This window comes from Gordonia sp. 852002-51296_SCH5728562-b, from assembly GCF_001665475.1.
Lineage (GTDB): Bacteria > Actinomycetota > Actinomycetes > Mycobacteriales > Mycobacteriaceae > Gordonia > Gordonia sputi.
In genome coordinates this window covers 1-20,203 of the sequence record NZ_LZMI01000115.1, presented here as the reverse complement: position 1 = coordinate 20,203, position 20,203 = coordinate 1, and the positions used below count along the sequence as shown (strand labels likewise).

At 66.4% G+C, this 20,203-nt stretch carries 25 protein-coding genes, 4 tRNA genes and 1 riboswitch; of the genes, 7 read left to right on the top strand and 22 right to left on the bottom strand.

Annotated elements, in window-relative coordinates:
* Positions 1-12 precede the first annotated feature (12 nt).
* A complete protein-coding gene (locus tag A5766_RS19670) occupies positions 13-765 on the bottom strand; it encodes a pyrimidine reductase family protein (protein WP_064862990.1) in 753 nt (250 codons plus the stop codon).
* A 35-nt stretch (positions 766-800) separates the two neighbouring features.
* Here A5766_RS19670 and zapE point away from each other — a divergent pair, with 35 nt between their 5' ends.
* Together zapE and A5766_RS19660 are read left to right on the top strand one after the other, a co-directional pair.
* Positions 801-1,817 (top strand): cell division protein ZapE, encoded by a 1,017-nt coding sequence (zapE, locus tag A5766_RS19665; protein ID WP_064906111.1) that lies wholly within the window; start codon positions 801-803, stop codon positions 1,815-1,817.
* 171 nt (positions 1,818-1,988) lie between these two features.
* Positions 1,989-2,966: an alpha/beta hydrolase gene (locus A5766_RS19660; protein ID WP_064906109.1), complete on the top strand. Its 978-nt coding sequence runs from the start codon at positions 1,989-1,991 to the stop codon at positions 2,964-2,966.
* A 46-nt stretch (positions 2,967-3,012) separates the two neighbouring features.
* Here A5766_RS19660 and A5766_RS19655 read toward each other — a convergent pair whose 3' ends face one another.
* The 3 genes from A5766_RS19655 to A5766_RS19645 form a co-directional block, all read right to left on the bottom strand.
* The gene (locus tag A5766_RS19655) at positions 3,013-3,552 is read right to left on the bottom strand and encodes a GNAT family N-acetyltransferase (protein WP_064906119.1); all 540 of its coding nucleotides are present in this window, start codon (positions 3,550-3,552) and stop codon (positions 3,013-3,015) included.
* 263 nt (positions 3,553-3,815) lie between these two features.
* Positions 3,816-4,025: a hypothetical protein gene (locus tag A5766_RS19650; protein WP_064861396.1), complete on the bottom strand. Its 210-nt coding sequence runs from the start codon at positions 4,023-4,025 to the stop codon at positions 3,816-3,818.
* A 23-nt stretch (positions 4,026-4,048) separates the two neighbouring features.
* Complete coding sequence (locus tag A5766_RS19645; RefSeq protein WP_064906107.1) at positions 4,049-4,822, bottom strand: 3-oxoacyl-ACP reductase; 774 nt, start codon at positions 4,820-4,822, stop codon at positions 4,049-4,051.
* Positions 4,816-4,912: riboswitch (TPP riboswitch) on the bottom strand. It overlaps the preceding gene by 7 nt.
* 257 nt (positions 4,913-5,169) lie before the next feature.
* On the opposite strand from A5766_RS19645, the gene A5766_RS19640 reads away from it, so the two are divergent.
* A complete protein-coding gene (locus A5766_RS19640) occupies positions 5,170-5,760 on the top strand; it encodes an oxidoreductase (protein ID WP_231894736.1) in 591 nt (196 codons plus the stop codon).
* A 396-nt stretch (positions 5,761-6,156) separates the two neighbouring features.
* Here A5766_RS19640 and A5766_RS19635 read toward each other — a convergent pair whose 3' ends face one another.
* The 8 genes from A5766_RS19635 to A5766_RS24095 all read right to left on the bottom strand — a co-directional run bounded on the left by A5766_RS19635 (position 6,157) and on the right by A5766_RS24095 (position 11,871).
* Positions 6,157-6,561 carry a hypothetical protein gene (locus tag A5766_RS19635; RefSeq protein ID WP_156527529.1) on the bottom strand — a complete coding sequence of 135 codons (405 nt, stop codon included), beginning with the start codon at positions 6,559-6,561 and terminating at the stop codon, positions 6,157-6,159.
* 5 nt (positions 6,562-6,566) lie between these two features.
* Positions 6,567-6,995 carry a hypothetical protein gene (locus A5766_RS19630; protein ID WP_064906103.1) on the bottom strand — a complete coding sequence of 143 codons (429 nt, stop codon included), beginning with the start codon at positions 6,993-6,995 and terminating at the stop codon, positions 6,567-6,569.
* Between the two features lie 441 nt (positions 6,996-7,436).
* Complete coding sequence (locus A5766_RS19625) at positions 7,437-7,637, bottom strand: hypothetical protein (protein ID WP_064906101.1); 201 nt, start codon at positions 7,635-7,637, stop codon at positions 7,437-7,439.
* On the bottom strand, positions 7,634-8,695 hold the full coding sequence (locus A5766_RS19620) for a hypothetical protein (RefSeq protein ID WP_064906099.1): 1,062 nt from the start codon (positions 8,693-8,695) through the stop codon (positions 7,634-7,636). Before A5766_RS19620 ends, A5766_RS19625 begins: the two co-directional genes overlap by 4 nt.
* A 6-nt stretch (positions 8,696-8,701) precedes the next feature.
* Positions 8,702-8,935 (bottom strand): hypothetical protein, encoded by a 234-nt coding sequence (locus A5766_RS19615; protein WP_064906097.1) that lies wholly within the window; start codon positions 8,933-8,935, stop codon positions 8,702-8,704.
* A gap of 289 nt (positions 8,936-9,224) precedes the next feature.
* The gene (locus A5766_RS19610; protein WP_064906095.1) at positions 9,225-10,541 is read right to left on the bottom strand and encodes a DUF3631 domain-containing protein; all 1,317 of its coding nucleotides are present in this window, start codon (positions 10,539-10,541) and stop codon (positions 9,225-9,227) included.
* The gene (locus tag A5766_RS19605; RefSeq protein WP_064906093.1) at positions 10,541-11,551 is read right to left on the bottom strand and encodes a bifunctional DNA primase/polymerase; all 1,011 of its coding nucleotides are present in this window, start codon (positions 11,549-11,551) and stop codon (positions 10,541-10,543) included. The genes A5766_RS19610 and A5766_RS19605 overlap by 1 nt, the downstream gene beginning before the upstream one ends.
* A gap of 74 nt (positions 11,552-11,625) precedes the next feature.
* Positions 11,626-11,871 (bottom strand): helix-turn-helix transcriptional regulator, encoded by a 246-nt coding sequence (locus tag A5766_RS24095; RefSeq protein ID WP_156527528.1) that lies wholly within the window; start codon positions 11,869-11,871, stop codon positions 11,626-11,628.
* A gap of 291 nt (positions 11,872-12,162) precedes the next feature.
* Between A5766_RS24095 and A5766_RS19595 the strand changes: the two genes are divergently transcribed.
* Entirely contained in the window at positions 12,163-13,509 is a 1,347-nt protein-coding gene (locus A5766_RS19595) for a tyrosine-type recombinase/integrase (protein ID WP_082965581.1), read from the top strand.
* Between the two features lie 152 nt (positions 13,510-13,661).
* Here the strand turns inward: A5766_RS19595 and A5766_RS19590 are convergent.
* From A5766_RS19590 to A5766_RS19580, 3 genes are all read right to left on the bottom strand, one after another.
* A tRNA-Val gene (locus A5766_RS19590) sits at positions 13,662-13,736 on the bottom strand.
* A 19-nt stretch (positions 13,737-13,755) separates the two neighbouring features.
* A tRNA-Cys gene (locus A5766_RS19585) sits at positions 13,756-13,829 on the bottom strand.
* A 22-nt stretch (positions 13,830-13,851) separates the two neighbouring features.
* Positions 13,852-13,924, bottom strand: a tRNA-Gly gene (locus A5766_RS19580).
* Positions 13,925-14,158: 234 nt separating this feature from the next.
* Here A5766_RS19580 and A5766_RS19575 point away from each other — a divergent pair.
* The 3 genes from A5766_RS19575 to A5766_RS19565 all read left to right on the top strand — a co-directional run bounded on the left by A5766_RS19575 (position 14,159) and on the right by A5766_RS19565 (position 16,603).
* Positions 14,159-14,233: transfer RNA gene (locus A5766_RS19575), tRNA-Val, on the top strand.
* Between the two features lie 156 nt (positions 14,234-14,389).
* Positions 14,390-15,268, top strand: a complete 879-nt coding sequence (locus A5766_RS19570) for a hypothetical protein (protein ID WP_156527527.1) — start codon at positions 14,390-14,392, stop codon at positions 15,266-15,268.
* Between the two features lie 84 nt (positions 15,269-15,352).
* A complete protein-coding gene (locus A5766_RS19565; protein WP_064906087.1) occupies positions 15,353-16,603 on the top strand; it encodes a HEPN domain-containing protein in 1,251 nt (416 codons plus the stop codon).
* Between the two features lie 61 nt (positions 16,604-16,664).
* Here the strand turns inward: A5766_RS19565 and A5766_RS19560 are convergent, their stop codons facing one another.
* From A5766_RS19560 to A5766_RS19530, 7 genes are all read right to left on the bottom strand, one after another.
* Positions 16,665-17,264: a hypothetical protein gene (locus tag A5766_RS19560; protein WP_064906085.1), complete on the bottom strand. Its 600-nt coding sequence runs from the start codon at positions 17,262-17,264 to the stop codon at positions 16,665-16,667.
* A 134-nt stretch (positions 17,265-17,398) separates the two neighbouring features.
* On the bottom strand, positions 17,399-17,899 hold the full coding sequence (locus tag A5766_RS25170) for a hypothetical protein (RefSeq protein WP_231894735.1): 501 nt from the start codon (positions 17,897-17,899) through the stop codon (positions 17,399-17,401).
* 294 nt (positions 17,900-18,193) lie between these two features.
* Positions 18,194-18,409 carry a hypothetical protein gene (locus A5766_RS19550; RefSeq protein WP_064906083.1) on the bottom strand — a complete coding sequence of 72 codons (216 nt, stop codon included), beginning with the start codon at positions 18,407-18,409 and terminating at the stop codon, positions 18,194-18,196.
* On the bottom strand, positions 18,406-19,020 hold the full coding sequence (locus A5766_RS19545) for a hypothetical protein (protein WP_064906081.1): 615 nt from the start codon (positions 19,018-19,020) through the stop codon (positions 18,406-18,408). The genes A5766_RS19550 and A5766_RS19545 overlap by 4 nt, the downstream gene beginning before the upstream one ends.
* A gap of 64 nt (positions 19,021-19,084) precedes the next feature.
* The gene (locus tag A5766_RS19540) at positions 19,085-19,279 is read right to left on the bottom strand and encodes a hypothetical protein (RefSeq protein ID WP_064906079.1); all 195 of its coding nucleotides are present in this window, start codon (positions 19,277-19,279) and stop codon (positions 19,085-19,087) included.
* Positions 19,280-19,284: 5 nt separating this feature from the next.
* Positions 19,285-19,587, bottom strand: coding sequence for a hypothetical protein (locus A5766_RS19535; RefSeq protein WP_064906077.1), 303 nt, complete (start codon positions 19,585-19,587; stop codon positions 19,285-19,287).
* A 117-nt stretch (positions 19,588-19,704) separates the two neighbouring features.
* Entirely contained in the window at positions 19,705-19,941 is a 237-nt protein-coding gene (locus tag A5766_RS19530) for a hypothetical protein (RefSeq protein ID WP_231894734.1), read from the bottom strand.
* Positions 19,942-20,203 lie beyond the last annotated feature (262 nt).

Sequence of the window (20,203 nt, the reverse complement as noted above, 5' to 3'; positions counted from 1 at the left end):
GGGCGAGCGTAGTCAACGGCTCCACCGGCTGAAGACATAGCCGTCGGTGTCGGTGAGGAGGTGCACGGGGCGCAGACGGTGCAGTGCCGCGTCGTCGTTGTCGCTGTGGGCGATACGCGTCGCGTCGCCGGACAGCAGGTTCGGACTGATCGTGAGGCAGAGCTCGTCGACGAGATCGGCGTCGACGAAGGAGCCGAGCAGGCTCGGGCCGCCCTCGCACAGGATTCGTGGGGACCCGCTGGCGGCGAGGTAGTTCGTGACGACGTGGGGATCGAGCGAGTCATCGCCGCAATCGACGAGCGTGGCGCCGGCGTCGACGAGACGGGCCCGCCGGGCGGGGTCGGCTCCGGCGGTGGTGATGACGACAGTGCCGGGATCGCGCAGTGGAGCGAAGTCGGGGTCGATCGTCAGCGACCGCGTCGTCAGGGCCAGGCGTGGTGCGGGCGGCTGACCCGCCGCCGACCTGCGGTCGGTGAACGCGGTGTCGGGTTCAGGCTGACCGTATCCCTCGGCCGTCGCGGTTCGCGCGCCGACGAGTACGACGTCGCACAGACCGCGGAGAACCCGAAAGATCGCCTTGTCTCCTGCACCCCCCAGGCCGCCTGACTTGTTCTGGAACGCCGACGCGCCGTCGAGCGTCGACACCATGTTGACGCGCAGCCACGAGCCCTCCAGATCGGACGGATAGGCGTACAGATCGGCCAGACCGTCGAGGTCGTTGTCCGGTGAGAATGTGACCTGGGTCGCTTTCTGCAGGTAGAGCATCCCGTCCTTCCGACAGCTATCGCTAGGCTCCGGTTATGGTGGCCAGTCTTGTCGACCGCAATCCGGTCGTGTCTCCCGACGCTCTCATCGATGAGATGGTGCCTCCACCGACCTTTGACGAGGTCAGCTTCGACTCCTACATCCCTGACCCGAACGAGCCTACGCAGTCGCAGGCCGTCGACGCCGCACGCGACTTCGTGACGCGCGCACGCAAGGTCCGCGGTGGCAAACGGGGATTGTTCTCCCGCAACAAGCAACAGCGGGGCGTCGGGCTCTACCTCGACGGTGGGTTCGGCGTCGGCAAGACGCACCTGTTGGCATCGATCTACCACGCGATGCCCGAACCCAAGTCGTTCGCGACGTTCGTCGAGGTGACGCATCTCGTCGGCGCGCTCGGATTCATGCAGGCCGTCGAGCGGCTCTCCGATCACTCGGTGTTGTGCATCGATGAGTTCGAGCTCGACGATCCCGGCGACACCATGCTGATCTCGCGACTGCTCGCCGAACTCACCGAGCAAGGTGTGTCGATCGCCGCGACGTCGAACACACTTCCCGGGCAACTCGGTGAGGGGCGTTTCGCGGCACAGGACTTCCTCCGGGAGATCCGCAAGCTCGCATCCGTCTTCGATACCATCCGCGTCGACGGACCCGACTACCGCCACCGCGATCTGCCGCCTGCCCCCGATCCGCGCAGCGACGCCGACCTCGTTTCGCTCGTAGAGTCGACGCCCGGCGCGACCCTCGACGATTTCGACGCCCTCTGTGAGCACCTGAGTACGCTGCATCCGTCGAAGTACAAGGCGTTGGTCGACGGCGTCTCCCTTGTCGGCATCCGTAACGTGCATCCGGCCAAGGACCAATCGGTGGCATTGCGCCTCGTCGTTCTCGCCGACCGGCTCTACGACGCCGACATTCCGGTGACCGTGTCGGGAGGGAAGCTCGACGAGATCTTCACCGACGAGATGCTTGCCGGCGGGTACCGCAAGAAGTATCTCCGTGCGACGTCACGACTCCTCGCGCTGTCTCGGTCGTCGGAATCAGCCATCGGCTAGCACCGTCTGGTGGGCCACCTTTTTCGGTGTTCGAGTGTTCACTGAAAGTCGGCCGTGCTTTACTTACTCCTCAGTAGTGTAGACGTGTCGGGGGACGGGAATCTGCGCTCATGGGCGGGATGCGTCGGCGTCTCGTTTGACTCGACCCTGGGGGTATTTGTGCGGATAGTGATGACGGCGGCTGTTGCGTTGGTCGCGGCACTCTTTGTGGGAGTGGCGATTTCGGCGCCAGCGTCTGCGGCCCCGGCCGTCGCCACCGATGCGTCGCGCATCGAGGCGGTACGGATGGCGACCGCGACGCGTGCGCAGGTGACGACATACTCCGCGGCCATGGGGCGACGGATCACGGTCAGCGTGCTGTTGCCGCGCGATCGCTCGAAGCCGCGTCCGACCCTGTACCTCCTCGACGGAATCGACGGCGGTGTCTACACGAACTACACCGAGAGCGGCTGGACCTACCAGACCGACATCGAGAAGTTCATGGCCGACAAGCGGGTCTACGTGGTGCTTCCGATCGGAGGGACGGGCTCGTACTATACCGACTGGCGGTCGAACGACCCCGTGCTCAAGAACAACCAGTGGGAGACGTTTCTGACCAAAGAACTCCCGCCGCTCATCGAGAAGCGGTTCGACACCAACGGCGTGAAAGCAATCGGTGGGCTGTCGATGGGCGCGCTCGGCGCGATGTCGATCGCGGTCCGAAATCCCGAAATGTATTCGGGCGTTGCAGCATTCAGCGGATGTCTCGATCAGGGGACACCGGATTTCCGTCGCGCGACTGCGGCGACCGTCCAAACGCGCGGCGGCAACCCGGACAACATGTGGGGACCGATCACCAGCCCGCTCTGGGCCGCACACGACCCTGCAGAACACATCGCCGCGCTACGCGAGAAGCCGATCTACGTCTCAGTCGGCAACGGACTGCCTGATCTCTCGCTAGGCGTGGCGGGCATTGCTTCGCCGGTGGGTGGCGCACTCGAGAGTGCCGCCCTGCAGTGCACGAAGGCCTTCAAACAGAAGGCCGATAGGGCGGGCGTGAAGATCACCTACAACTTCCGTCAGGGTCTGCACTCATGGGGTTACTGGAACCAGGATCTGCACCGCGCATGGCCGACGATCGCGAAGGCGCTCGACGTTCCGGTGCGCTGAGCGCGCCGTCGGGGGGCCTGGGCCGTGGTGATCAGAGCCTGCGGGATCAGAGTCGTCGGGTCAGGATGAAGTCGTTCTCGATGCTGCCGTTGAGGTCGAAGGTCTTGACACCGGCGCGCTCGAATCCCATCTTGGCGTAAAAGCGTTGTGCGCGAACGTTTTCCTGATTGACGCCGAGCCAGACGAGAACGCTGCCGCGATCGCGTGCCGTCTCGATCGCGGCGCGCATCAACAACTGTCCGGGCGGGTCGGTGCGTCCCCGCGAGTGATGGTCGGGAAGGACATACATCTTCGACAGCTCCGACGACGGTGCCTCGACGACCACGGCGGCGACGTCGGGGTCGGAGGGTGGCCGGTGGTGAACGAGCGAGTAGCCCACCGTCGTGCCGTCGGGTGTGCGGGCGACCAGCACGTCACTCTCGTCGCTGGCGATGTACGCAGCGAAGTTCGCCTCGGCCAGGTTGGCGTTGATGAAACCCGCGATGTCGTCGGGCGACGAGTGTGGCGGGCAGGCCAGGGGGAAGGTGGCGGCAGCTACCTCGGCGACGTCGGCGGCGAGCGAGGGGTCGACCACGACGTCGACGATGAACCTGTCCTGGGAATGTTGTTCGGGTGCAGCTTCGGCGGTGATTGGGCCGGTCGGATCGAGTGGCACAGACAGCGCTATTTCTTTCCGCAGGAGCAGTTGGCGCCGCACGAGCAGTCGGGTCCGCAGGTGCAGTCGGGGTTGTCGCAGCCGGGTGTCATATCAGCAGTCATGCATACGATTCTACGACCGCCGCTAAGGCGTCGGAGGGCGATCGGAAGGCCTTGGCCACGACGAACCCTCGGATTGACGAACCGTTGGATTCACCCCAGCGAGAGTCGCCACGAGCCCGCGTAGATCTCGCGTAGTTCGGTCACCTCATACGGCATAGCGCCCTGGCCCTCGGTGGTGATGGCGTTGACGATGAGCATGCCGTCGGTGATCTCCCACTTGTACTGGTCGCCGTCGAAGGCGGCTTCGCGGCCTGATGCGTCGACGACGGTGAAACTGCCCGGGCGATAGTCGATGTTCATGCTCGCAGTATGCCTGTCAACGCTCAGTCCTTGACGAGGCCGCCGTCGACGACAAGGTTCTGTCCGGTAACGGCACGCGACCACGGTGAGAGGAAAAACAGTGTCGCGTCGGCGAATTCCTCGGGAGTCGTGACCGATCGCAGGGGAGTGGACGCGGCGATGGCATCGAAGATCTCGGGAGGTGTCGCGGCGCTGGCGTCGGTGGTGCGTAGGAGTCCGCCGGAGACCATGTTGACTGTGATGTTGTCCGGGCCGAGATCGGCGGCGAGCGTGCGAGTGAGCGCGAGGAGAGCAGCCTTGGCTGCTGTGTAGTCGTGATACGGGACAACGGGATTCTGCACGAGGTTGGTGCCGATGTTGACGATGCGTCCTGTACCGGCTTCTCGCATACCCGGAAGGGTCGCCTGCACGACTGTCAATGCGCCGCCGACGATTCCGCGGAACTGGTCGTCGAGTTCTGCCGTGGTGATGGTGTCGGCCGTTGAGCGGGCGTCGCCGTTGAACGAATAGTCGGGGAGGGCGTTGTTCACCACCGCCGTGATCGGGGTGCCGAAATGCGTTGTCGCAGCGTCGATCATTGCCTGCACCGCGCCGGGATCGGTCACGTCGGCTTCGACGGCGACGGCTCGGTCGCCGAGCTCTGCCACCAGCGCAGCTGCCGTGTCGGCGCTGCGTCGATAGTTGACGACCACGCGGGCACCCTCACGGGCCGCGGCGCGTGCGATCGCTGCGCCCAGTCCGCGGCCCGCGCCGGTGATCAGTACGACGTGCTCGGAAAGAGATGGCGCTGCAGCCATTTTCGGACCATCCCTTCGCCAGTGCTAACTGGAGCAGGTTCTGCGGGTGTGATCTCAGCCGACCTCGTGTCGGCACCCCGTGTCAGTTGTGGCAATCAGATCGCACTCGGGTGGCGAACGCAAGCACGACGCACGCACCGCAGAGAACTCGTAGCGTAAAGACGTGCGAGTTCTTTTGTGGGGTGGTACCCACGTCCACGTCAGCGACCATCTCGCTGCTCTCGACGCACATCCCGCCGTAGGGATGGTCGACGTCATGTCCGCTGACCAGGCACCTCACTCTCTCGCCTCCGTCGACGCGGTGATCTTGGACGGAAACACCACTGCTCACCTGCGGCAGGCGCGAGGTGGCGAGTGCGAACGTCGCATGCTTCATCGAAAAGCCGCTGGGATGCACTGAGGACGAAGCTCTGGTCGTCGCGGCAACGCTGCGTGACGTGCCGGCGGCGACAGGCTTCTTCTTGCACCACGTGCCTGCCGTCGCGCGCTTCCTGGAGCTCCTTGCCGCGCCTCCTGTTCATGCGTCGTTCACATTCGGCCACGACGGCAGGCGTCGTGGCGTGTTCGACGGCGACGCGTCGTGGATGGTCGATCCCCGCAGCGGAGGATCGGGATCGTTTGTCGATCTCGGGATACACCTGACTCACCTCATTGATCTCATCTGGCCGAACACGGGAGTGGAGGTGATTGACACTGAGTTCTATTCAGCCACTGATGGATTGAGTGACAGCGGTGGGCGCGCCTTCCTGCATATCGGAGCGGCGAAGGTCCAAGTCGAGGTGTCCGCGGAAGTCGCATTGGGATTCCATGTGGCGGCGCGTGACGATGTCGGTCGCCTCTATCGGGTCGACGACGGGACTCTGCGGGTGGACGACGACCTCCTCGTCGAGGCATCCGGCCCAGACGCCCGAACGGCGTTGCTCAGTTTCCTTGATTAGCTCGCGGGCCGGCCGAATGGTTTGCGCCCCGCGTCTCTGGATGAGGCAGTCATTGCGCAACGTAGTGTCGAGGCCATCCGGAGGGGGTAGATCGGCTGTTGCGTGGGATCCTCGGGGGCATTTTTGTACCCCTGCATCCCACACAACCGGACCCAGGCGCGAAACGAAAAGATCCCGCTGCGAACAGCGGGATCTCATGGTGCGCGATACTGGGATTGAACCAGTGACCTCTTCCGTGTCAGTTTTCGCATCTCGACGTTTGCGAGAAACCGGCACAAACCGGCGCCAACTCAGAAACACCGATTGAACTGCATATATGCCGTTGTGTCGAACCGTTGCCGGACTGCGAGAAACCGGGGTGAACCGGAGTGTGTGCGTGCACAGTGCGTGCACAGATCAGATGCCGCGTCGGGTCTCGTCCCACCGGCGGAACGATTGCATCGACCACGCGCCGGTCGGTGCGCCGTTGCTCCGCACGAACCGGGCCAGGCCGTTGTCGGCCAGCCATGTCCGATACGCCTCCGCGTGCGCCTCCTGCGCCAGCTTCGTGCGCCAGTGGGAATCGACGGCCAACGTGTGCCCTACGGCGCGCTCCCGGTCGACCTCGTCGACGCTCAGGCCGTAGGCGAGCGAACAGTGCCTCTCGTCGGTCTCGTCCGGGCGCAACGGCACGACGGCCAGCCACACGCGCGCGAATGACGACGGACGCTGCTCGGCAGGTACGTCGGCGAAGGTCAGTTCGTCGGGACTCTTGGTGGCCGTCGAGGTCGACGACAGTCGTGGTCCCGTGCTCTTGCGCACCACGTCTACTGCCTCCGCTTCCGGGGTGTGCGTGCGGGCTTGCGCACCGCTGCCGGGGTGTCGTCGGTTCCGGTGCGGTACTGGCCGCGTGTGGCGAACGGTGCGACGCCGCCACGGTTGGCCGGTTGGTCCGACGCGGCGTCCTCGATGCGCTTGTCGAGGAGGACGGTCAGCTTCGCGGCTAGTTCGACCTCTCCGCGCAACGCGGGTAGGCCGGGGTGCGGTTTGCTCGTGCCGCGTTCGGTGGTCAGCATCGGGCCGTCGGCGTCGATCTGGGCCTCGATCCGCGCGGCCAGGTCGGTGGCCTTCACCAGGCGTTCGAGCAGCGCGAGGTCGGTCACGTCGAGTTCTAGACCCTCGTCGGCTGCCCACGAGAGATAGAACGCGCGTATGGCGTCGCCGGTGGTCCCGGTTGCTCGTTTCTTGGGTGGCATGTCGTGGTTCTCCTGTCGTCCCCGGCGGTGATGTCCGGGTGAGGACAGAATACCGCCGGTGTGTGTGAATACCGTTGTGTCGCAATTGTTTCGGTTGGCGTCAACCGTGCGGGTCTACTCTCAGCCGTACCCTCAGTGCGCCAGCGCGCCACGTAATGCGTTGCGCGGGTGTAGGTTTCGACCTAGTCGACGTCGAGAACGGCCGTCAGCGTGGCCCTCAGAGGGTCTAAATGCCCTGGTCAGGACCGGTTTCGAGTGCCTTTAACCTTTGGCCTCGTTCGGGAGGACAGGACGCGGCGGGGCTCTGGCCGATCGACCCCCGGAGGGGTGCCACCCCCCTATCTCACCCCGCCGCGGACCGCCGACAGCACTCAGCCCCGACACCACGCCAGCGCGTAGTAATCGGGGCTGAGTTGGCCGCTGACGGCCGTTCGTGCGAGGTCAGGTCAGATACCGGCCGAAACCTCTGTCGTCGTGTCGCGGCGCACGAGGCTTGTCCCCACTGGACCCCTGATCAGCCACCGTGCCGTGTCCACGCGTTGCGCGCTCGTCGGTTGCCTCCTGCGCCGTGTGCGGCCGGTCCCGCATGTCTCGATCGAGGTAGCGGCCGAATGACCGATCGTAGGTGTCCTCGTTCGTCATGCCGACACCTCATCGCTCACGACACCACGAGGCACCGGCCGGTCGCCAGCATCAAGCCGGACATACCAGCGCAGCACCTCGTGTGCGGTACGGCCTGCGAGCCACGAGGGTGCAGACCCCTGCCACTGTGCAGACCCCTGGGTGCGCTCCTCTGCCTGTATCCCGTTGGCACGCTGCCGATCGACCTCCGACAGCCACTCACCCGATCGCATACGAGGAGGCGGCACCACGCACACGGACCCCTGCCTATCGACCATCAGACCCCTGTTGAGGGCAGCAGCGCACCACTGCCTGACGGCCTGCACCCGCTCCCAGCGCACGACAGCGGCACGCCAGAGCCGCAGCGCGGCCAGCGCGCCGTCGTCGCCAGCATCAACCAACTGTCCCGCGTCGGCGTCCACGTCGAGCCCCGCCAGCGTCAGCCGCTCCGCTGCCTGCACCGCGTCCGTGAGCGACCCCTGCGCCTCGTCGATCACGAGCGCGTGGATTGAGTCGAGGGCGCCGGTCACGGCCTCCTGCGCGTCGGACACCGCGCGGTCGTCGATCGCGGTGCGCAGCCGCTTGCCGATCAGTCGACGGTCCTCGACGACGCGCTCGTGGGTATCCCACCGGATGATCGGATCGAGCAGCGCGGGCACACGCTCCTTCTTCGTGGCAGCGGACCACGCCGCCGACAGGTACTCGTCGATCTGCGCGTCGAGCGCGTCTCCGTGCGCCTCGTCGGCAAGCGCGCGTTCCTCCTCGATCACGCGTGACATCGTCCGCGTGCGCGCTGCCTCGATCCGGTCGAAACGCAGGAGGTCAATCACGGCCTGCCCTATGGCCCCCTGAGCGGTGAGGTCGGGCACCGGCGGATGACTACCGACCGGCGGCGAAGGCTCCGGTGCAACCGACGTCGTCGAGGCCATCAGCCGATCCCCAGCCTGGGCCATGACGCGCTTGTTGTGCTCCTCGACCTGTCGACGGCTCGGCCTGCTCATCTCCGCGTTGCGGCCCCTGCGCCGCTCCTCCTCGGCGTAGGCCTGCGCGCTCGGCGGCGTACTCAGAATGTCGGTCATATCCCCTCATCTCTCCCCGGCCGGTCGGCCGGTGGTCTGTGTTCGCTCGTAGTCGGCGACCCGTTCCGCGTATGCCTCGTCGGTGTCCGACGGCCAGCGGTAGAGCGGGTGCCATGTGGTGCCGGGCGTCGGGTCGGTCAGCATCCGCGTCACGTACTCGTCGAACTCCTGTCGGCGCCGGTCGATCGCGTTCTCTCGTGCCTTGCTTCGGGGTCCGGTGCCCGATGTCGATGCGGTCATGCGCTCGTGTGCTCCCGTCCATTGGCTGAGACGGCGGTACCGGCGGTACTGCCGGTACTTCGCAGGTCAGAGGGGGTGAAATTGGTACCGGGTAGGTACCGGGTACCCGGTACCCGCGTCTTGCCGGTACCTACCCGATCGGGGTCGGGTACCGGGTCAGTACCGGTCGGGTACCGGGTAATTTCGCCAGCCCGGTACCACGCCAGCGGCGCTCTGACCAGCGGATACACCACGCGGGTACCGGGGGTACCGCTAGTACCGCCTATGACGAGGACGGGCGCGGAGACGGTCACGACGCCGTCTCCTCGTCGTCGGGGTCGACACCGGGCACATCGCGGATGTCGTAGTCGAGTCTGAGCAGCGGCCGACGTCCGCTCCGGTCGGTTCGGACAACGCTCGTCCGCTTCGGTTCGGGCACGCTGCGCGACTCCTCGTCGGGTGCGTCGCCGTCCTCGACGTAGCGCGCAAACGCATCGAACAGACCGCCATCGCCATACCGCCGGTAGCCGCGCACTTTCTTGCCGTCGACCTTGAATTGCTTCGGCTCGACATCGAACGGACGCAGCAACCGCGCCAGCACGGCCGGTTCGAGGTCACCCCGCGACGGAGGCCACGGCGACGCGTCCTTCATGTCCTTGATCGCGGTGATGAGCGTCGGTGTCGCGATGTCGTCGAGCTTGAACGTCGCCATAATCTCGTGAATCGCGGTCAGCATCTCGACCCCCAGCGACGGGCCGTCGGCTGACTTCGCGAACACGAACGCAGCGCACGCCTCACGGGCACGTGTGGGCCACTGCCCACCGACCGCGTCGGCCACAGCCACCAACGGCTCCCAGACCTCGGCTGGTCGATCCTCGACGCCGTCGGGCAGCACCGGGCGCGCGGTTGCCAGCGCATCGGTGACCGTCGACTCCGACCACACGCGCAGTGAGGCGCGCATCGACCCGGCCTCAGCCTCAGCGTCCCGACGCCGGTAACGCGCCAGCGGTTCGGTGGCCGCGATGCGTTTGCGCATCCGGAAGTGGATCGACCGTGACCGCACTGCGTCGGGGACGTTGGTCGTCAGCCCGGCCAGCGCCATCGGCGCGAACGCGGACAGTTCGACCACCTCGAAGTCGGCACCTTGACCGACACAACGCGGCACCTTCGCACCCCGCTTGTACCCGGCGTTGATCACGGCCGTGATGTCCTCGGTCCCTGCCGCTTTCGCATAGACCGTGTCGACCTCGTCGATCAGGATTGTTCGCTGTCCGGCGTCGATCGACCGGATCAACGCGGCCGGGGACGCAGAAAACGAATTGAGCGGCCAGCACACGAGGTGTTCGAGCAATTCGAGCACGCGACTCTTACCCGAACCGGGCACCGCACTGTCGAGGAACAGACGCGGCGTCGTGTCGAACGATTCGACCACCCACGAGTGCATCACCCACAGCGTCGCGGCCACGTAGCAGTGCTCACCGGGCAGCACACAATACCGGCGCAGGTAGACTTCGATCGCGTCAGCAACCTTGTGCATATCCTTGCGCGGCTTGCGCTTTCGCTCCTGCGGAGGCTTGCCCACAAGCTCCTCGGTCACCTTGCGTGCGACCTCGTCAGCGTCAGCCATCAGGCCACCCCCTCACGGTCAGCGAGGATGTGGGCCACCGCACCGGCCAGCGCATCGCGAATCTCGTACATGGCCTCCTCAGGCGTGCGGACACCGGGCAGACCGACGCGCTCACGCCGGGTCATCTCGTCGAGGAACTTCGCGGTGACCTTGCCGATAGCGACCTGGGCGCCGGGGTGGCCCTCGTCGGCCAGACGCAGACAGCGCCAGATCGCATCGCGCATCGTGTCGTGGGCGTGTTCACGCATCGTTCCCAGATCGCGGACCGCTGTGCGCATCGCGGCCGACGGCCGTCCGCTGCCGTGGCGATACAGCCACAGCGCAACCTCATCATTGGCCGGTCGGCCGACGCGTCCGCTCGTACGGCGACGTGACGCCGTCAGTGCAGCGACCGCGTCCGGCGGTAACTCAGCGATCGGCCGACGAGGCTCCTCGAACCGGTACAGGTCGCCGGTGTCCGGGTGAACCGAACCGGGTCCGACCAAGTAGCCCTGCCAGTGCGTGCGCACGGCGTCGATTCCGCTCCCCTCAGGCACCGACAGCCCCGACTCATGCGCGTAGTCGGGCAGTGAGAACACGAGGTGACGACCACCCTGACCGGTAACAATCGTCAGCGTGTCAGGCAGATCGACAGCAGCGGCGAACGCGGCGAACTTCTCCGGAATACCCGGCTTGTACGCGTCGTAGTCAATCACCCCCTGACCGGCCGACGGGCGCCAGCCGATGCCGCTCACACGAGGGTTATCGTCTGCCGCGCAAGCGATCTCGTCGAACCGGGGGTCATCGACCGACACGAAGTCGTAGAACCCACTGCCAGCGTTCGCCGGTTCCTTACCGGCCAGCGGCCCGACCATTGCGCCGGGGATTTCATCGGCGATCTCGTGCGCCAGGCGTGCAAAATGTCCGACCACCGAAGTATCGTCGAGGTGGGCATTCTCCTGCTCGCGCGTGGTGATCGCGGCGACGGCGCTCGGCTCCCCGGCCGGGCGCCGTTTCTTGTTGTAGGGCATTTCTCCACTTTCGTTGCGCGCGAATACGTTTCGCGCTACCGCCTCCCCGGCGATGTGTGGTGATCGTGCGAGAGTCAGGCAGCGATGTGCGATTCGATCCAAACTTCGACATCGAGCCGCCGGTAGCGGATGCGACGGCCGATCTGCACGTGGCGCGGTCCGCGTCCGGCCTGGCGCATGTTCCGCAGCGTGAACGGGCTGAGTCCGGCCAGGTATGCGGCCTGTCGCTCGTCGAGCAGCACCGCGGGGTCAGTGGGCAGTGTGGGCAGGGGAGCGGCGTCGGCCGCGTCTCGTGCTTCGGTGACGTCGATTGTGTTCATGTGGTCCTCCTGGTTTGTTCCGGTGACACCATGAGAGCACATGAAACTAGCTCGACACGCTCGAAACATGTTGGGGGACAATAGTTGTCACGGTTGTTCGTCAACTCGAAAACTACAGGGACCCGGGCCGGTTCGAGACACATAATCCGGTGACCAGCGACGACGCGAAAACCCGTGATCGTCAACCGTGACAACTATCAGCGCAGGTCAGCGCGATATCCATCGGTGTGAACTACGTCACACTAGAGGTGTGCGTGCATCGGGAAGAGGTCAGCGGATACTCTGGACCGCATGAACGAACCTGCGCAGACCCGTACAACGCGCCGACGGCCTGGCAACGTCCGCGTGATTGATCAGCACTACACGGACTACCGGCGGCGGGTGAAACGGTCCTCCGGCTGGCATGTGGTCGACGGCGTCGAGGTACCCAAGCGCGCGCGGTGGGCTATCAAGTTCGTGGACCTCGACGGCCGGGAGCGCTCCGGCGGCACGTTCGAGATCAAAGCCGACGCGCAGGCAGAGGCGGACCGGCTCACGGCCGAACTACGCGACGGGTCGCACGTCGACCGTCGGAAGAGTCGCACCACCGTGCAGACCGTGGCCGATGCGTGGCTGAAGACTCTGGTGATCGACAAGAGCACCACGACGCAGGAGAACTACGCCTCGATCCTGAAGAACCACATCACGCCGGTGTGGGGGTCTCGTGAGTTGGGGTCGATCACGCACGGTGAGGTGACCGGGTGGGTTGCTGACCTCGTCGGGTCCGGGCTGTCGTCGGCCACCGTGCACCGGTGCTATGTGGTGCTGTCGTCGGTTCTCGATTACGCCGTGGCCGATGGTCGCTTGCGCGGTAACCCGGCCGCGAAGGTGAAGCTGCCCAAGGTCGACGGCATAGCCGATGTGTTCCTGTCGGCTGTCGAGGTCGACCGCTTGGCACGGGCCGCTGACTATCTCTACATGCTCCGCTCGAACCGCTCCCGCGGCGGCCGGGACCGTAAGGCAGAACTTGACCTCGAACGCGACGCCGACGGCGTGCCGATCATCCCGGCCGCTCCGGCATCACCCGACGGTCTGCTCCTCCGCTTCGCTGCGTACTCCGGTCTGCGCGTAGGGGAGTTGTCCGGACTACAGGTGCGCGACCTCGATCTGACCAAAGGGATCATTCACGTACGCCGCGCCAATACAGAGGAGGCGGGCCACCTCGTGCCCGGTCTGCCCAAGGGCCACAAGGTGCGCGACGTCGACCTGGCGCCGCACCTCGTGGCCGATCTGCGCGCGCACGTGCAGGGGAAGGCACCGACCGACCCCGTGTTCGTCGGCGCCACCGGCGCACCGATCCGCCGGTCGAACCTGAACAAACGGGTGATCATCCCGGCGGCTGATCTGGCCGGGCTGTCGAGTGAGGATCGCGTGATCACGGTGCACGCGCTCCGGCATACGTTCGCCAGTCTGTGCGCGTCCGCCGGTGTGCGGATTGAGATTGTGTCGCGGTGGATGGGCCACGCATCGGTGGCGATCACGCAGCGCGTCTATGTCGGCCTCTTCCGCGAGGACCTGTCGGCGTCCGCTGGCCTGCTGTCAGCCGTCGCAACGTCGGTCACGCCGTCGGCTCCGGCACTGCGCGTCGTGGGGGAATAGTGCGTGCAGGTGCGTGCACAACGCTGCCAGTACGTCCCGGTATTACAACCTTGTGCGTGCATTGTGCGTGCATTGTGCGTGCACAGCGGACCCGGATAGCAGAAACGCGGCTCCCGATTGTCTCGGAAACCGCGTCTGAACTGGCCTAACTATGGTGCGCGATACTGGGATTGAACCAGTGACCTCTTCCGTGTCAGGGAAGCGCTCTCCCGCTGAGCTAATCGCGCGGGTATGAAATTGGTGGTTTGGAGGTGGCGACGGGAATCGAACCCGTGTACACGGCTTTGCAGGCCGTTGCCTCACCACTCGGCCACACCACCAGATGCGAGTCGACTCGCGCCGAGCGGATGACGGGATTCGAACCCGCGACCCTCACCTTGGCAAGGTGATGCGCTACCAGCTGCGCTACATCCGCATGCTTCGCGAGCAGATCTTGTGGACCATTTGTTGCTCGCGATGCGATGCAGAACATTATCCGACCGACACGCTTCTACCAAATCGCCTGGTCAGAGCCTCGCAAAGTAGGATGTGTGCAGCGGGTAGGAGTCGCGATCGCGCCGAGACGCACCGCCAGACCGCGATTTGGGTTCCCAGCGTCGATCCGTGTAGTCTTTCCCCTCGTGCACCGACGCCTCTGCGCGTCGCGCGCGGTCCCGTGGCTCAGTGGAAGAGCGTCCCGTTCACACCGGGGAGGTCGCTGGTTCGATCCCAGCCGGGACCACCAGGTCAGAGCGATATTTGGCCAGCCCGGGCAATAAGCGGGCAATACCGAGCGCGTTGTTGCCCGTGAGTACCGCCTCGAAACTCCCAGCGCAGCTGCGCAATTCGACACACCGCCTCGTGGGGCGGTTCCGTCGGTGGGCTGTGCCATCCTGACGTGGTGACAACCGCTACCGTCGCGCTCATCGTGTCGATCACGAGCGCCTGCATCACCCTCGGCGGTCTGGTCTGGCAGTTCACCCTTTACCGGCTTTCCGGCGCGAGGTTGAAGGTCGAGTTGCTGTTCTACTACCGCGACGAGGACCGCGCAGTGGTGCAGACATCGGGGAGCAAGCGGCGCGCGTGGAACGACCCGCTTCGGGACATGGGTGATCTCGGCTTCTTCGGTATCGAGGCGGCGCGGGTGAGGGTCACCAACGTGGGTCGGTCGCCGGTCTCGGTCGACGAGATTGCGCTCGACGTTGGGCCGGGCCACGGACAATGGTGGAACACCGGTCGCAGGTGGATCAGGCCACCTGCCTTCCGCGACGCGGATTCGAAGGAGCTAGAGGTTCGCGAGCCGACGCCGCACGGTCCTGTTCGGCTTGAGGCCGGGGCTACTACATCTCGGGTGTACCGGCTGTGGCCATCGCTCGCAGAGCACCTCGACGCTCGCGGTGAGGCTGTCACCGTTCGGGGGACCGCTCAGATGGCGGGGAGACGCAGAGCCAAGCTGTCGTCGCGCCGGATTGCCTGGAAGTTCGAGCCGGGCGAGGAGACCTGGTACCTCGATCACGAGGTGACGCCCGAGATGCGGGTGTACCGGGTGCTGTGGAAGCACAGCCTCGATGAGCGAGTCGGTGGTCTACCGCTGATGATGCACCGCCAAGTATCTGCGCGTCTGCGCGCTGGTGACGGCGGCTTCGAGATCGAGTCGATGCTGCGGGCGATGAGTTCCGACGGCACGTACCTCAGCGCAGCGCTCGACGCGCACGAGGTGTTCCACAAGGGCGACCCCGACCCACAGCCAGCTATCGAGGGTGGCGACGGTGAACAATAAGCGGGCAACATCTGGTGTAGATCGAGCGAGCTCATCTTCTGGTACTCGACTATCTGTGTCGTAGGGCACGGCTATCTTGGCCGCGTGGAATCACTAGAGATGACGGGCGAGTTCTGGTCGCCCGACAACACTGCGAAGCGCGTCCCAGGAACCCTGACCTGGGAGCCCGGGTCTCGGGCTCGGCTTAAGCTCAACCACCGCGTCATCGACGAGCTGAACGAACCGGTGGAAGTCACCGAGACGGGCCTACACATCAGTCACCGTGGTGACCCGGCGAGCATCGTGCAGGACGGTGTGGCTCGCGTGCTGCTCGGCGACACGGACGCCGGTCCAGTGACGGGTATTGACTCGTATCTGCAGCACATGCCGAAGAACCTGTTCGACTTCGAGACGCCGCCACTGCAGCAGGTCTGGGACCCGTACACCTTGATCGTTGGTGCGCACTTGCCCACTGGCCATGCCGCGACGCTGGACGCCTTCCGCTTCACTCTCGATAGCCCGGGCTGGTGGGAGCAGCTACCCGACGCCGGGTCAGCGACGAGTGACGCGGGCGAGTTGCTGTGTGAACGCGACGACGAGCTGGTGTGGTTGGAGTTCCGCCCGTCGTTCACGCTGAGGCTGCGCTCGGCTGACCGCGCGGTGCGTTCGGTGGTGACGCTGATGAAGCTGACCGTCGACGCCGACCTCACACCGCAGCGCATCCAAGTCCGCGAGACCGCGCAAGGCGACTGGCTCGATGTGAAAACTCGAGACCAGGACTCAAGCAAGACATCGTGGCCCGATCCTCACAACCTTCTGCCGCCATCGTCGGTGACGTTGGAGCGCATCGCTGGGTGGCTCGCAATCGAGCAGACCATGGACGGACTTGCTGCCGCTGTCGCGAACCCGGTCGAGAAGGAGGCAATTCAGGTTCAGGGTGTCGTGGCGTGCTCGCTCATCGAGGGCATCCACAAGCGCATCGTCGACCCGGGCGACATGCACTACGTGAAGCGCGCTCGTGCCCTTCATGAGACGGCGCTTCGTATCGCCCCAGAGATCACCCTGCCCGTCGACAAGTGGGCAGAGCTAGTCAAGGATGCTCGCAACGACCTGGCGCATCACAACACCGGACGCCCGTTCGAGGAACAGGTCTACAACTGGATGATCGCGGAGTCGTCGGCGATCTGGGTGTTGAGGCTGTGTCTGCTGTCGCACGCAGGCTTCACCGACGAGGAGATCGCGGACGCGCTGAGCGACCACCAGCGTTACGAGTTCTACCGCGAGAACTTGAAGATGCACGTCAAGGAGCGGGCCGACGAGCTAGCCGCGATGTCTTCTGGCGCACCTCAGCCCTGATTCAGAGAAACGCGCTGTGCCGCTTACTAATTCGCCTTCGCGGCTTCGCCTACGGCTCGGCCTACGGGAGCGGGGCGACGACGTTGAACGAGCCGGGCGCACTGCCCGATCGAATCTCTGCCAGGGCGTGATGGCGACCGTCAGGGTCGTCGGCGGGGAGGTGCAGCGCGCGGTTCACGTCGGCCTGGGTGGCTGCGCCGTTGATGGTGAGGTGGTTGGCGAGGTAGGTGATCGAGGCCCAGCAGTTGGCGATGAGCCGGGGAATCTCTGCGGGCCGGGTGTCGCCCGCCGCCGTCATGGCGGCGAAGTCGTCGGTGCCGTCGAGGGCGCGGCGGATCGCAGCGCCCGTGGGCGGGCCACCGTGGCGGAAGAACTGCTCGGCGTAGGGGCCTGCGTAGGCGACCTCGGGTGAGGGCGGGCCACCGAATCGCTGGACCACCGCACAGCTTCCCGACCGGGTGTCGTCGTTGAGGGTCACGGTGGTGACCTCGTGGCCGAGGATGGTGGCGGCGATGGCGTGTGCCGATTCGTGGACCGCGAGCGCGTACTTCGACCGCTGGGCCGGGGTCAGCGTCGAGGACTCCGGTGTCGGCGGTGCGACCTCGGTGCGCTTCGGGGTGCGTTCGCGGTGCCAGATCGTGCGGGGCGTGGTCCTCGTCATGTGGTGCTCCTCTCGGTGGTGCTGCGGTGCGGTGATGGGGCCGGGTTCCGGTGGCCCGCAGCCAATCCCGGTTCCCGGCCCATCGTTGGGCGTACGCGCCCTGAACGTGTTATGCGCGCCCGTCGTCGGTTGGTTCAGGGGGTGGTGGTGATCGTGGCGGCTCCGATGGCGCGTTCGTAGCCGATGACCACCGAGCGTTCGGCGATGGCGACGTACTGGTTGTAGCGGGCCTCGATGGTGTCGCGGACGGCCACGGCATCGCGCCACCCGTACAGTGGCGAGGTAGCGACGAGGGTGTCGGACATGGGCGAGTCCTCGTACCCGCCGCCGAAGACCCACAGGTGCCCGAGCGGGGTGCGCGGCGCACCGCCCCCGACGAACTGCAGCAGGTTGTGGTCGGCGGCATGGGCGGCCCAGCGGGGCGAGGCGTGGATGACGCCGATGGTGTTGGTGCGGCCCAGCGCCGCCTCCAGCTCGGCGACCGCTTCGACGATCCCGTTGCGGCGGCGGGGGTTCCGGCGTCGGCGAGCAGGCGTGCGGAGAACTCGCGCTCGACCATCACCGGCTCGATGAGCCGCAGGTTCTGCTCGGCGAGGGTGCGGACCTCGGCCTGGGACGGCTCGGTGAGGTCGCACATGTCGAACGCCCACGAGGTGATTGGGGCGAACGGGTCGAGGTTGCCGGGCCGCTCGCCGTCCTTGATCTCGTCGCCGGGGTCACCGCACCACTCGGCCCCCCCAGATGCCGGAGGCGTCGGCACCGCCGAAGTTCCACGTGCGCACCGCCACACCGCCCGCGAGCCAGCGGGGGACGCCGGTCCCGTCCTGAATCCAGGTGGTGGCCGGGGACAGGCCGCCCGGTAACGGATTGACGAGGGGTGCGTCGTAGTCGACGGGGGAGCAGGTCCGGCGTCGAGGGGGCGGGGGCGGTCATCGTGACTCCTGTCGTTCGTGGTGATCGTGGCGGGTGAAGCGGGCGGTGCGCATCTGGCGTTCGGACGGTGGCCGGTCGAGGCCGATGGCGCGGGCGACGCACTCGTCGTACTTGTAACCATGCACCGATCCCCGCCACCGCCAGGTGGGTGTCCCACAGCCCTCGCACCGTTCGAGGCGTTGGCCGGTCGCCGTGGTGGTTGCGGTGCTCACGTCGAGGCCCCGATACCCAGCTCCGCGAGGGTGTCGCGGGCCGATTGCGCGGCGTCGGGTCCGGTGGTGCCGTCGGCGTCGGGGGTGATCGAGCGCCAGTATTCGGCCTTGTCGACGCGTCGGGACAGGTCGAGGGAAGCGCTGTCGAGTCCGCGCAGGGCGTCGATGAGCAGATCGGAGGCGGTGGGTTCCCCACGGCGCGCGTCGTTCTGGCGTCCGAGGAGCCGGGACAGCGCCTCGGTGTGCGGGCGGGCGATCTCGACCAGCGCCGCCGCCCAGGTGCCGTCGGCGAGCGCCTCGGGCGAGATCGTCAAGACCGCCGAGGTGTTCACCGTCCGCAGCGCCTCCCGGGCGCGCGCCCGGTCCACGGAGTCGAGGGAGCGGAGCCGGGTGTCGGCGACCAGCTCGGCGACGGTTCCACACAGCCCGCCCACGGCCTCGGTGACGGCTTCGACGTGGGCGCCAAACACAATCGGGCGCGGCTGGGCGGCGACGCGCTGGGCGAGCGGCCCGACGATGGCGTCGACCTCGGCGGCGAAGTCGAAGTCGGCGTCGTAGACCGTGGTGAGCCACCGCCGACGGCGCTCGCGCTTGGTCGTCTGGTCGAACACCGGCGTCGGTCCGACCGGCTACTGGGGGCGGGGCTTGAGGTATCCGCTGGCCATGACGTGTCTCCTAATTGCGTTGTGCGGTAATGGGTGTCGGTGCTGACGGGCTGAGGACAGCCCGCGCCCGTTCGAGGTCGAGACCGAGGACGTGGCGGCAGACCTGGGCTAGGCCGGTGGCGTCGAGTCGGCCCTCGCACCAGGCGCGCCCGGTGAGCTGGCCGAGGACGTGGAAGGCGTCGAGGTCGACGCTGGGGGCGGGCATGGCGGTCAGACGACGAGCAGCCGTCGGGGTTCGCCGCGCTTCTTGCACGCGGCGTCGGCCATCCGGCTGCACTCGTCGGGGAGTCCGATGTGGGGTGAGCCGCTGATCTTGATGAGCACGAGGTCACCGCGCCGCCACAGCGCCCACATCGACTCCTGCACCGCCCAGTAGCCGAACGTGCGGGAGAGGCGGGCGCGGACGCGGGACCACGGCACCATGTCGCCGTCATCGGGTGCGAGGTCGGCAACGGTGGCCAGGATCGCGGACTCGATCTCGTGGTCGGTGGGCTTCGGGGTGGTGCTGGTCATGGTTGGGTCTCCTCGGTGGTGCGACGGCGAGGCGTCGCGGGTGGGTCGAACGGGGTGGTGTCGTCGATCCGGTGCTGCTGCCGTGGCGTCGAGGCCCGCCAGAGCAGCAGGTGGTTGTCAGGTGCGCATGGTCGTCGCACCGTCTCCCAGGGAGTCGGCCAGGGCGGCGGCGTCGGCAGGGGCGAGCTGGTCGCGTTCGGCGTCGATGACGCGCAGGCAGCGGTGGAAGGCGAGCGCCTCCCGGGCGCGGACCTGGCGCGGATCGTCGTCGGGGACGCCAGCGCGGGACAGGGCGGCGAGGCGACCGGACCACCGCGACGCCGGGAGGTCGGCGGTGGGTGCTGCTGCGGTCATGCCCACCATGCTGCCCTATGCGGACGTGCGGCGCAACGGCGCAACGCCGGTAATCCTGTGAGCCACAGTGCAATTCACCGACAGTGCTAGGTGTTGTGGATAAGGCGCGGCCCCCGCACCGTGGTGGGCGGTTTCAAGGGGTCGGCGCAACACTGCTGTTAGTTGGTGGTGATTAGATCACGCAGACGCTCGGCTGGGGTATCCCAGCCGAGCGTTTTGCGTGGACGGCCGTTGAGTTCCTGCGCGACGTGTTCGAGATCGG

What these genes read in the sequence shown, in the direction of transcription:
- A5766_RS19595 (WP_082965581.1), top strand. Translation starts at nt 12,163, where the DNA reads ATGAACGAACCTGCGCAGACCCGTACAACGCGCCGACGGCCTGGCAAC.
- A5766_RS19625 (WP_064906101.1), bottom strand. Translation starts at nt 7,637, where the DNA reads ATGACGAACGAGGACACCTACGATCGGTCATTCGGCCGCTACCTCGAT.
- A5766_RS19660 (WP_064906109.1), top strand. Translation starts at nt 1,989, where the DNA reads ATGACGGCGGCTGTTGCGTTGGTCGCGGCACTCTTTGTGGGAGTGGCG.
- A5766_RS19645 (WP_064906107.1), bottom strand. Translation starts at nt 4,822, where the DNA reads ATGGCTGCAGCGCCATCTCTTTCCGAGCACGTCGTACTGATCACCGGC.
- A5766_RS19560 (WP_064906085.1), bottom strand. Translation starts at nt 17,264, where the DNA reads ATGACGAGGACCACGCCCCGCACGATCTGGCACCGCGAACGCACCCCG.
- A5766_RS24095 (WP_156527528.1), bottom strand. Translation starts at nt 11,871, where the DNA reads ATGAACACAATCGACGTCACCGAAGCACGAGACGCGGCCGACGCCGCT.
- A5766_RS19615 (WP_064906097.1), bottom strand. Translation starts at nt 8,935, where the DNA reads ATGACCGCATCGACATCGGGCACCGGACCCCGAAGCAAGGCACGAGAG.
- A5766_RS19650 (WP_064861396.1), bottom strand. Translation starts at nt 4,025, where the DNA reads ATGAACATCGACTATCGCCCGGGCAGTTTCACCGTCGTCGACGCATCA.
- A5766_RS19605 (WP_064906093.1), bottom strand. Translation starts at nt 11,551, where the DNA reads ATGCCCTACAACAAGAAACGGCGCCCGGCCGGGGAGCCGAGCGCCGTC.
- A5766_RS19540 (WP_064906079.1), bottom strand. Translation starts at nt 19,279, where the DNA reads ATGCCCGCCCCCAGCGTCGACCTCGACGCCTTCCACGTCCTCGGCCAG.
- A5766_RS19620 (WP_064906099.1), bottom strand. Translation starts at nt 8,695, where the DNA reads ATGACCGACATTCTGAGTACGCCGCCGAGCGCGCAGGCCTACGCCGAG.
- A5766_RS19535 (WP_064906077.1), bottom strand. Translation starts at nt 19,587, where the DNA reads ATGACCAGCACCACCCCGAAGCCCACCGACCACGAGATCGAGTCCGCG.
- zapE (WP_064906111.1), top strand. Translation starts at nt 801, where the DNA reads ATGGTGGCCAGTCTTGTCGACCGCAATCCGGTCGTGTCTCCCGACGCT.
- A5766_RS19630 (WP_064906103.1), bottom strand. Translation starts at nt 6,995, where the DNA reads ATGCCACCCAAGAAACGAGCAACCGGGACCACCGGCGACGCCATACGC.
- A5766_RS19530 (WP_231894734.1), bottom strand. Translation starts at nt 19,941, where the DNA reads ATGACCGCAGCAGCACCCACCGCCGACCTCCCGGCGTCGCGGTGGTCC.
- A5766_RS19670 (WP_064862990.1), bottom strand. Translation starts at nt 765, where the DNA reads ATGCTCTACCTGCAGAAAGCGACCCAGGTCACATTCTCACCGGACAAC.
- A5766_RS19610 (WP_064906095.1), bottom strand. Translation starts at nt 10,541, where the DNA reads ATGGCTGACGCTGACGAGGTCGCACGCAAGGTGACCGAGGAGCTTGTG.